At 66.8% G+C, this 9,086-nt stretch carries 14 protein-coding genes; 5 read left to right on the forward strand and 9 right to left on the reverse strand.

Annotated elements, in window-relative coordinates:
• Nucleotides 1–115 (reverse strand): twin-arginine translocation signal domain-containing protein (locus AB0J09_RS45875; RefSeq protein WP_360706041.1); only part of this gene is annotated, 115 nt, incomplete at its 3' end.
• 105 nt (nucleotides 116–220) lie between these two features.
• Here AB0J09_RS45875 and AB0J09_RS45880 point away from each other — a divergent pair.
• A complete protein-coding gene (locus AB0J09_RS45880; protein ID WP_360706005.1) occupies nucleotides 221–796 on the forward strand; it encodes a helix-turn-helix domain-containing protein in 576 nt (191 codons plus the stop codon).
• 333 nt (nucleotides 797–1,129) lie between these two features.
• Here the strand turns inward: AB0J09_RS45880 and AB0J09_RS45885 are convergent, their stop codons facing one another.
• The 3 genes from AB0J09_RS45885 to AB0J09_RS45895 are packed head-to-tail and all read right to left on the reverse strand — an operon-like array spanning nucleotide 1,130 to nucleotide 1,850.
• Nucleotides 1,130–1,438, reverse strand: a complete 309-nt coding sequence (locus AB0J09_RS45885; RefSeq protein WP_360706008.1) for a GDSL-type esterase/lipase family protein — start codon at nucleotides 1,436–1,438, stop codon at nucleotides 1,130–1,132.
• Complete coding sequence (locus tag AB0J09_RS45890) at nucleotides 1,381–1,536, reverse strand: hypothetical protein (RefSeq protein ID WP_360706011.1); 156 nt, start codon at nucleotides 1,534–1,536, stop codon at nucleotides 1,381–1,383. Before AB0J09_RS45890 ends, AB0J09_RS45885 begins: the two co-directional genes overlap by 58 nt.
• The gene (locus tag AB0J09_RS45895) at nucleotides 1,533–1,850 is read right to left on the reverse strand and encodes a DUF6247 family protein (protein ID WP_360706013.1); all 318 of its coding nucleotides are present in this window, start codon (nucleotides 1,848–1,850) and stop codon (nucleotides 1,533–1,535) included. The genes AB0J09_RS45890 and AB0J09_RS45895 overlap by 4 nt, the downstream gene beginning before the upstream one ends.
• Nucleotides 1,851–2,391: 541 nt before the next feature.
• Between AB0J09_RS45895 and AB0J09_RS45900 the strand changes: the two genes are divergently transcribed.
• The gene (locus AB0J09_RS45900) at nucleotides 2,392–2,934 is read left to right on the forward strand and encodes a hypothetical protein (protein ID WP_360706016.1); all 543 of its coding nucleotides are present in this window, start codon (nucleotides 2,392–2,394) and stop codon (nucleotides 2,932–2,934) included.
• A 315-nt stretch (nucleotides 2,935–3,249) separates the two neighbouring features.
• Here AB0J09_RS45900 and AB0J09_RS45905 read toward each other — a convergent pair whose 3' ends face one another.
• Nucleotides 3,250–3,414: a hypothetical protein gene (locus AB0J09_RS45905; RefSeq protein WP_360706018.1), complete on the reverse strand. Its 165-nt coding sequence runs from the start codon at nucleotides 3,412–3,414 to the stop codon at nucleotides 3,250–3,252.
• Nucleotides 3,414–3,668: a hypothetical protein gene (locus AB0J09_RS45910; RefSeq protein WP_360706021.1), complete on the reverse strand. Its 255-nt coding sequence runs from the start codon at nucleotides 3,666–3,668 to the stop codon at nucleotides 3,414–3,416. The genes AB0J09_RS45905 and AB0J09_RS45910 overlap by 1 nt, the downstream gene beginning before the upstream one ends.
• Before the next feature lie 231 nt (nucleotides 3,669–3,899).
• Here AB0J09_RS45910 and AB0J09_RS45915 point away from each other — a divergent pair, with 231 nt between their 5' ends.
• Complete coding sequence (locus tag AB0J09_RS45915; RefSeq protein ID WP_360706024.1) at nucleotides 3,900–4,643, forward strand: hypothetical protein; 744 nt, start codon at nucleotides 3,900–3,902, stop codon at nucleotides 4,641–4,643.
• Nucleotides 4,644–4,683: 40 nt separating this feature from the next.
• Nucleotides 4,684–4,977: a hypothetical protein gene (locus AB0J09_RS45920; protein ID WP_360706027.1), complete on the forward strand. Its 294-nt coding sequence runs from the start codon at nucleotides 4,684–4,686 to the stop codon at nucleotides 4,975–4,977.
• A gap of 48 nt (nucleotides 4,978–5,025) precedes the next feature.
• On the opposite strand, the gene AB0J09_RS45925 is transcribed toward AB0J09_RS45920, so the two are convergent.
• Nucleotides 5,026–5,844: an aminoglycoside phosphotransferase family protein gene (locus AB0J09_RS45925; RefSeq protein WP_360706030.1), complete on the reverse strand. Its 819-nt coding sequence runs from the start codon at nucleotides 5,842–5,844 to the stop codon at nucleotides 5,026–5,028.
• A 588-nt stretch (nucleotides 5,845–6,432) separates the two neighbouring features.
• Nucleotides 6,433–7,203: a class I SAM-dependent methyltransferase gene (locus AB0J09_RS45930; RefSeq protein WP_360706032.1), complete on the reverse strand. Its 771-nt coding sequence runs from the start codon at nucleotides 7,201–7,203 to the stop codon at nucleotides 6,433–6,435.
• A 438-nt stretch (nucleotides 7,204–7,641) separates the two neighbouring features.
• Between AB0J09_RS45930 and AB0J09_RS45935 the strand changes: the two genes are divergently transcribed.
• The gene (locus AB0J09_RS45935; protein ID WP_360706035.1) at nucleotides 7,642–8,073 is read left to right on the forward strand and encodes a hypothetical protein; all 432 of its coding nucleotides are present in this window, start codon (nucleotides 7,642–7,644) and stop codon (nucleotides 8,071–8,073) included.
• 153 nt (nucleotides 8,074–8,226) lie between these two features.
• Here the strand turns inward: AB0J09_RS45935 and AB0J09_RS45940 are convergent, their stop codons facing one another.
• Entirely contained in the window at nucleotides 8,227–8,958 is a 732-nt protein-coding gene (locus AB0J09_RS45940) for a hypothetical protein (RefSeq protein WP_360706038.1), read from the reverse strand.
• Between the last annotated feature and the right edge of the window lie 128 nt (nucleotides 8,959–9,086).

Consider the following 9,086-nt stretch of genomic DNA (forward strand, 5'->3'; position numbering starts at 1 on the left):
CGGCTGTCGTCGTGGCGCTGCCTGTGCCGGCCGGTACGGCGCCGGCTGCCACGGCTGCCGCCGACGTGGCCAGGAACCCACGCCGGGACACCGCCGGCGGGTCTGAATTGGTCATAGATCTTCCCCCTCTAGTGAGACATTAGATCTCTTTAGTAAGACAGACTGTCTCAACATCGAGATACGGTGTCAAGCGAGCCGACGGCGACGTATGATGACGGCAATGATCAGAAGGTCGGCTTTGCGGGAGCATGCCGCCGCCGGGATCCTCGACATCGCGGCGACGGTTTTCGCGGAATACGGCGAAGCGGCCAGCATGACGGACATCGCCAAGGCCGCCGGGGTGGGGCGTGCCACGCTCTACCGCTATTTCCCGAGCCGGGAGGCACTGGTCCAGGCGCTCTACCAGACGGCCGTCGGCGACCTGTTCGACAAGATCGACGACGCCGACCTCGACGCCGTGCCCGTGAAGGAGGCGCTGGCCCGGCTGACCAGGGCCGCCGTGACCATGATCGGTAAATATCGGGCGCTGGCCGTGCTCGACAGCAGGATGGACGGCCTCGAAGAGGTCAACGGACGGCTCGGGCCGACGTTCCAGGACGTCTTCGACCGGGGCGCCGCCGACGGGACCTTCCGCACCGACCTGCCCGCCTCGACCCTGATGAGCGCTTATGTAGGGCTGCTCAGGGGGATCGGCAACCTGGTGATCCAGGGGCAGATGGGAGTGGAAGAGGCCAGCGCGGCAATCACCGCCGTCTTCCTCGACGGCGCCACGCTTCGCCGTACTCAGGAGCAATGACGCTTAACAATCGTCAAGGAGACCGGCAAGCCCGTTGCTCAGGCGGCGCAAGATCTGGGGATCAGCACGTACACGCTGCACAATTGGGTGCGTACAGGGCGTGGGAGAAGGAACGCGCCGAGCTGGAAGACGAGCGTGATCTGCTCAAGCGTTCGCCCCGCCTGGACATCGACGTCACAGGCTGCATGACGGGCCAACCGCGGCGGCCTAACCCGTCCGGCGCCAGGCCGCAGACAGCCCTGGTTGATCCCACGGCATCCACGATCGCCTCCACAAGTGCGGTGCCAGGGTGCGGCAGGTGGAGACGATCGGCAACAGGCGGGGTTCGGGCGTTCAGCCGAGGTCGGCCGGGTGGATGGCGCCCGCGATGGCTCGGTACCCGGCGTCGTTGAGGTGGAGGTGATCGCCTGAGTCGTAGGCGGGATTGAGCCGGTCGTCGGCGGGTGAGGCGGTGACGCGGTCGAGATCCACCACCGTGTCGTACGGGGCGGAGGCGCGGATCCAGGCGTTGATGGCCTCGCGTTTGGCCTCACTGCGGGCGGTGTAGTAGGCCGATCCCTTGACCGGCATCACCGTCGCGCCGATCACGCGCAGGCCCTTGGCGTGGGCCAGCTGGTGAGCGGATCGTAGGGGTTCTCGCACACGTCGGCCATCGCCTGCGTCAGCGCGGTCAGCGCGTGGTCGGGGAACCCGCCGAGCTGGGAGAGGGCGCGCTCCGATAAATCCGGCTTGTACGTCACCGGCGGCGGGCAAGAACGGCGGCGACGGCCTCATCGAGCGGAACGGCCTGGCCCTGGGCGGCGTCGTAGGCCAGGGCCCCGATCTTGGCGCTGGTGATCGCTTCGTAGTAGCCGGGCTGGTTCGTGGCCACGACCGCCAGCCGCCAGTGCTTGAGGAGTCGCACGAGGTTCCTGAACTTGCTGGGGTCGTCCCGCGCCGCCTGCGCCGCCTCTTGGTACTGGCGCAGGAACTCCGGCCGCTCCTGCGCGGGAAGATCGCGCAGGATGACCTGAGGGTCCTCCGGGTCCTCGTCGTGCACGGGCTGAGCGCTCATACCTTCACGGTACCTGCGGGCAGGCGCGGGCACACGTGGATCCTCGCCGATGCATGCTTCGTTGTGCGCCCTCCGTCTGCGGTGGAAAACGGGCGTTTGTAGAGCGGGCTGCGTGGGGGCGTCACCGAGTTGCCCGGCCGGGGTCGAGGCCTCGGCCGGGCCATACCCATCGGAGAGCTTGGGAGAGCCTGGGAGAAAATTGGGAGAAGCGATCTTGATTGGGAGACGCTGAAATGGATCGAAATGAAGCGAACGTGATTGAAATAAGGCTTCTACCAGGGCAATCCTTGATCGAACAGGTCAGAGCATTTCGCGGGCTGCGTTCGGGACGAAGAGGTCGTGGGTTCAAATCCCGCCACCCCGACACAGTTCAAAGGCCACTTCCGAGAGATCGGGAGTGGCCTTTTGATCTTTGTGCAGCAGGAAAGTGCAGCAGTCTCACTGCCCTAGGCTCTCGCCGAGGCGCTTGAGGGCTTGCCTGGTCTGCTCGGACGGAATGTGCGTGTAGATCTCCATCGTGACGGTGTAGCGGCGGGCCGGGGTGCTTTACACCCACCTACGCGTCCTGCCGTGGCCCTCGGCCGCCGCCGTCGGGCTGGGCCTGCTGGACGCGCTCGGCTGGTACGACATCGTGCGGGAGCGGCTCCTCGCCGGCGAAGCCCTGCACCCGACACAGGATGCGCGGGTCACGGACGCCCTCTTGCAGGGACGCCGGAATCCGTTGTGGGAGGGCGGCAAAGAACTCAAAGCGCAGATCTGGCCAGTGCAGTTCACCGAATGGTTCGGCGTCGGCCTGGCACAAGAAGGGGACGCGGCCGCCCTGCTGTTCCCGCAGGTCGACGCGGCGGCCGACCAGCCGCGCCTGACCCAGACCACGCGCATCCTGTCCGACGACGACTTCATGGCCAAGGCCGAGGACCGCTACCCCGACATCTTCCAGCTCGTACGAGCCCCGATCGGCGGCTATGACTCCTCCCGTGCCCGAGCCGCCGCACACCTGCAGGCACTTCCGCACCACGGGCTGACGCTCACGCACAGTGTCGAGGCAAACGCTGAACTCCTCGACGCCCTCCTAAAGGCCTGACCTCGTCTGAGGCCCCTGCCCAACGCGATGAGAATGTGACCTATGCACCACGCGCTGCCGCTGCCGGGGCGCAGCCTTCCCGACTCCCTGGGCCGCCACGGGCCGTGTTCCGGGGACCGGCCTGTGCGGTCGACGGCCGTGGAGGCGCCGGTCCAGGACGTTGGCCCCACCGGCTCAAGGTGAGGGCTGGAAGCGGCGGAAGAAGCGTTCGCCGGCGCCGGGCAGGATGTGGGAATGGACGCCGAAGACCATCCACATGTCCGTCGGCGCCCCGGCCTCCATCACGTCGAAGCCTTGCCGGCGGTAGAAGGCGCTCTACCCGGGCGTGGGCGGCATCGCGCCGTACAGCAGCAGGTAGCCGCAGTGGACGTAGACCTGCCTGCAGCGCTTGAGCAGCGCTGCTCCGATCCCACGGTGGCGTTCGGTCTCTGCCACGGCCACCGCCTTGATCTTCGCCGGACCGATCGCTCCGAGCATCATCACCTTCTGCGCATCGTGCCGATCAGCATGCCGACGAGCCCGCGGTCGCGATGCTCGGCCACCAGCACGAGCGCGGCATGCAGGTAGGCCTGCAGCGGATCGTCCAGGTGGCGGGCGAACTGTTCGGCCAGATGCCGGTCAAAGGCGCCGGCACCGCCGCGCAACCCGCTGCGCAGGGCGGCTCCCGCGATGTCGGCCGTCACCGCGTCCCGCAGCAGGTCCTCCAGCCGGACGCCGGCCGCCAGCGGCACCATCGTCGCGGTCGTCGTGGATCTCCTCCGGCAGCGTCACCACCCGGGTGATCTGGTCGGTGTCGGAACGCCTTCCAGATCGCCTTCGGAAGGCCGCCTCACCCCTGCCATCCTCTAGCCACTTCAACAACAAGATCAGCCGTTAAGTTGACACTCCCGTCCTTGACCTCTTGCCAACCGTGTACCGCGGGAGCGTGGCCCATTCGTTACCTGCTCCCGGAAAGATCACGTTCTATGAAGAAGACGATCACAGTTCTGATTGCCGGCTGCGCTTTTCTGGTGACCGCCGCTCCCGCGCAGGCCACGCCCAAGGATCCCGTCCGAGCTCTGAAGAGCAAGCTGGTTTCCGGGCACGGCGTACGGTTCACCGAGACCACCACTCTCATCGGAGACGGCAAGGTCAAGCTGCAGAGCCGCAAGGGAACGTTCCAGTTCAACGCCAAGGGCATCGCCGCCTCAGACATCACCAGCAAGACGGGCCCCACCGAGCCTGAGCGGACCATCAGCGTCGGCAAGGTCAGCTATACCTCGGGCGGCATCTGGAAAGAGCGCCTTCCAGATGGCAAGACGTGGCTCAAGACCGGCGGCATGCCCGGCGGCGCCGGCGGTTTCTACGGGCAGGTCATCAACCCTGCGGAGCCGGGAACGTTAGCCGCGCTGATCAAGAAAGGCAAGCTGAGCGGTAGCACCATCACAGGAAAGATCACATTCAAGGAACTGGAGAAGGTGTCGCGCTGGTTCGACGCGTCGATCCCGCTGCGCATGCACGACGACACGAAAGTCACCTACACCCTCAGCCTCACCTCGGCCGGGCTCGTGAGCAGGGTGAGGAGCTCGTACGCGGCAACAGGGGTGTTCGACAAGAGTGGCTTCGACGGCAAGACGATCACGATCGACAGCCGCTTCACGGGATGGGGAGTCAAGGTGTCGATCAAAGCGCCGGACCCGGAGACGGTGACCACTGACGCGGGTTCCTGATTGTTCCGCTGTCCGGGGCTGGGCTTTCCGTAGATGAGCGATGTGCCGCAGCGGGCCCACCTCTTGCGTACATAGGGAGCGCCATCTCACCCGCTTTCGCGACTGGTGCGCCCGCCGCGCCGACTGCGCCCTGCACGGCACGGACGCCGGTAAGGCGCGGGACGAGCTCGTTGCCGGGTTGCGCCGCCCGCCACCGTCGGCGTCGGCCGGCCGGCCGGTGCTGGCGGGCTGCGCGGCGCTCGTCGTGGCCGGGGCGGCCGCCGCGTTCTGCGTCCGCGACGTGCGCCACCTGGACGTCGGCGCACACTCTGCGGCCACGTCGGCTAACACGTGAGCGCGGCTTCACGTGACAGGCCGCCCGGACGGCGACAAAGCGGTGGTGTCAGCTGAGCAACTGCAGAATTCTCTTGGCCTGGCGTTCCAGGGTGCCGACCGGGTTGTGAGGTGTCGCCGGCCCGGTGGGGCCAAGCTGAAGGAACCAGCCCAGGGCGATGAGGATGCGGAAATCGCGTACGCGTTCGGCTTCTTCAGGGGCCAAGTCCATGTGGGCCAGGAGCAGCTCAGCGTCCAGGCTGCCGTCAATGCGGGAGATATGCTCGCAGACCTCGCCGAGCTCGAAGGCGCGGTCGTTGCGGCCGGAGTCCTCCCAATCGATCAGCCTCACGCAGCGCTGAAGGTCGTCCCACAGGTAGTTGGCCCGGTTGCCATCTGCCAAGCCGAGGACGGGAGGCAGCGGGTTCGTGGTGAGCTTGTCGGGGATCGTGGAGGCCAGCCAGGCGGCCCCCGCGCGGAATGCCTCCTGCACCAGATGGGCCTGGCCGAGGGCCAGCTGTTCGTCGGCCCAGGAGCGGGCCTTGTCTATGGCTGCTGCGGGCCCCCACGGCGCGGGCTCGACTTCTTTCACCACGCGGGCCGGGATCTGATGCAGCCGGTTGAGAGCGGCGGCCATGGCCGTGATCTGCTCCCCGGTGGCGTGCTCGCCGCGCAGGATGCGGCCGGGCAGCCTGGTCATCACGATCATGGGCGGGTGAGCATCCAGTACGGCCTCGACGGGCGCGGGCGCGAGGTCGGGCGCGTGTTCGGCGAGCAAGGTGAGCGCTGCCCATTCCCGGTGGGGCTCACCTCGCTCCCACGAGGTGTAGCGCTTGACCACGATGTCGTTCCGAATGTCGAGCCTGTGAGTGCATCGGCCAGCCGCCATACGTCCCCTTCCCCCTCTCTGCCCCCTTCAGCCGGACGCCAGCGCGTCCTGCGGCCACGTCCCCATCGGGGGACGGAGAGGGCTGAGATTAGCGCAGGTCGCGGCCTGTTCTCAGGGCAAGCCGCCATCGGGCACAGGGTTACGCCTGCGCTGTCGCTCGTGCCCGGGAGGGCGAAGCGGGGCGCGGTCCAACGCGATGTCTCGCAGACCTGACAGGCGCGGCACCACAGTGAGTGGGAGCTCCTCGGCGGACCGCGCACCACCATGCAGCCGGGAACACCCCGCCACCGAGAAACAATGTGAGCGTATCGGCCTGGCGTTCATCCACAGAGGCCATCCCGGGCATGGCACGATCGGAATTAATCTACGTTGTAAAGCCGGGCGGTCGTACAAGCCATACCGCTTTCATAAAGGCACGGGCTTCGCCCGTACGTCCTCCAAACCAGGGAGCGCGACCTCGCCCATCGGTGCGTTGCCAAGGTCGACGTGGTGGATGGTGGCGGTGGTGGTGGTTGTGACTGAGCGCTTCAGTTGGGGGAATCGCCCGCTGAAGTGCTAAGCCATGAACAATTGATCGTTACGGGGCACCTAGCTGGCTTCGAGAACGAAGAACAAGAAGCACAGGAACCTCGTGCGAGTGGGCTCGATCTCGCGGAGCTCCTCGGCGAACAGTTCGCGGGCTTCCGGCACGAACGGCGGTTCGCTGATGACGCTGATGCGAAAGCCCGCCGCGGTGAAGGCCTCGGTCATCGCGTGCAGCGGCCGGTCCCAGAACCTCATCTGGGCGGCCTGCCCACCCATGGTCCATTCTTCTGTCCGGCTGCGGGTCTCGAAGTACTTGGGCTTCTCCCCGGCCATGTGCTGAAAGAGAGCGATGGAGAAAGGATGGTCGACCGAGACGAGGAGTCTGCCACCAGGCTTCAGCACGCGTCTCAGCTCGGCCAGTGTCGGTCCCCAGTCTTCCAAGTAGTGCAGCACCAGGGACGCGATGACGTCGTCGAACGCCTCGTCGGCGAAGGGCAGTGGGCCGGCCAGGTCGGCGACCTGCAGATCCGCGTCGGCGCCCAGCCGCTGCCGGGCCTGCTCCAGCATCCCGGCACTCGCATCGATGCCGGTCACGATGGCACCTCGATCGCGCAGCTCGGAGAACAGGGGACCTGAGCCGCAGCCGGCGTCGAGGATCCGCCGGCCGGTCACGTCCCCGGCGAGCTCCAGCATCGCGGGCCGCTCGTAGTACGCGTTCGCGAGGCTCGTCTCGTTCTCGGCCGCGTACCCCTCGGCGATCATGTCATAGGCGTTGAGTGCAGAGGGGTTTGCGGTCTCAACGTGATCTTCGGGCATGGTAGACATGCGGGCCATTGTGGCCCAGCAGTCTCGGCGGCACAGACATACGGCAGATCTGGATCAAGCACGCAAACGGCCTAACATCCCTCTCGCCAGCGAAGACAGCAGATCGAGCCGGCGGGTCGCAGCAGCCTCTCCTCGCTCCTCGTTAATGCGCAGAACTCGCCAACTCAAGCGCACATCCGCCGACTCAAGCGCTCAGTCAGACCTGCTGGCGGAGACGCGGGGCCAACTATCGCTCCCAGATGGGCCACCTATCGCCCCCAACGTCAGTGGTGGAGCCGGTCGAGGGGAACGCGGTCGGCCATCAGATAACAATTCAGCTAAGCAGATGGCGGGAACTTCACATATCGCTAGTTGTGGTCATATTTCGCCGCTGGGTGTGCCGTCGTAGGAGGACGTAAGCTAATCGGCTCGGCACTCTTTCTCCCCTCACGCAAGGGAAGGAAGATCATGGAACACAGCACGGGCGGCGCCATCTGGGTGGCGATGCGGTTCGGCCACGACTTCGACACCGAGTCTGTCTGGTACATCGGCCTGGAGGCGGCACAACAGGAAGGCGATGCACTCGCCAGGTTCAACGGCGCGCCGGACTGGCAGCGATCGGCCACCCCCGACGGAAGCGTTCGCGAGCGCGGGGCGGACCTGCCTCGGAGCCGCATGGCGTGCGCCATCGGGGTGACCTACTGGCACGAGGACGGCACAGAAGAACGGCTCGGCTGGCACCGGCCACTGCGACAGGTCAGTGACACGCTGGAGGCCATCCGCCAGATGTACGGCCCAGTCCCGCACACCGCCGTGCTGCTGATTCCGGGAGCTAGACCACCGCTCCTCGACCTGGAGGACGCGGAGGATTTCGGCGAGGGAGTGTCCAGTCGCGAATGATGATCAACTGACGGGTGCTGCCCCCGGGGCTGGGAAGCTGGCATGGCGCGGCCCTCGGGGCCTGGCTCAGCGCGCGCCCCGGGCGGCCTCCGAATGCCGGGGACGGTGAGTTCGCGCTTCACCTGCTAGAGCTAGTCCGCAGGATCCGGGAACTCACGCGGTTGCTGCGAACAGTGGAGCGTGCAGTCGCTGCGTCCGCCGTCCGTCCGTCGTCACCAGTGCCTGGCCTACGGGCAGCGCCGCGGTGGTTTCGGGATCTATGCCGCCGGCCGCGGCCAGCAGATCAGGGTCGTCCCGGTGCGAGTTGTACAGGAACACGGTGGTCGCGCTGCGCCCGAGGATGGCTCGGGCGTCGCCGTCCGCACGGCGTTTGAGCACGTTGAGCGTGTTGACCGCGCTCAGCATTCCCACGTGAGCATTCGCCGACACTGACGCGTAGGCCAGGGCCAGGTCGCCCATTGAGGCTTGGGGAGCATCGGAGGTGTCCACGATGCACAGGGTCGGTCTGTCCACGGGAGAGCCGGTCGGGTAGTGCTCTTCAAGTCCACGGTCGGCGCCCCGAAAGCGCAGCACGGCGCCACCGGGAAGTTCCGTCGCGGTGAACGCCCGTCCGGGCTCATGGACGTGGACCCATCCGGCCGAATTCATGTCGGCGACCACGTCGGCCAGGGCCGGCCCAGCACCGCGCTCCCACATACGGCCCATCCAGTCCAGGTAGTCGACGCTGATGCCCCGCATCAACGCGGCGCGCGCCAGCGGCACCAGCACGCGCATGGTCTTGCCTGACCTCGGTGCGCCCACCACCAGGCCACTGCCAATAACGAGGGCATCGGGCGTCACTGCGCGGCTGAGCGTGCTTCGCCTGCCGAGGCGCTGCAACAGCATCCTGATTGCCCCTCCTCGCGCTTGTTCATTGCATGCTAACCGGGATGCGGCTTAGACCGCCGCGACATCGACAACGCCGGCCGTCATCGGCCGGAGCCATCAGCGCCCGGTCCGGTGCGCGGCCGATC

The sequence above is a fragment of the Nonomuraea sp. NPDC049784 genome, assembly GCF_040659615.1.
In the GTDB taxonomy this organism is placed as follows: Bacteria; Actinomycetota; Actinomycetes; order Streptosporangiales; family Streptosporangiaceae; genus Nonomuraea.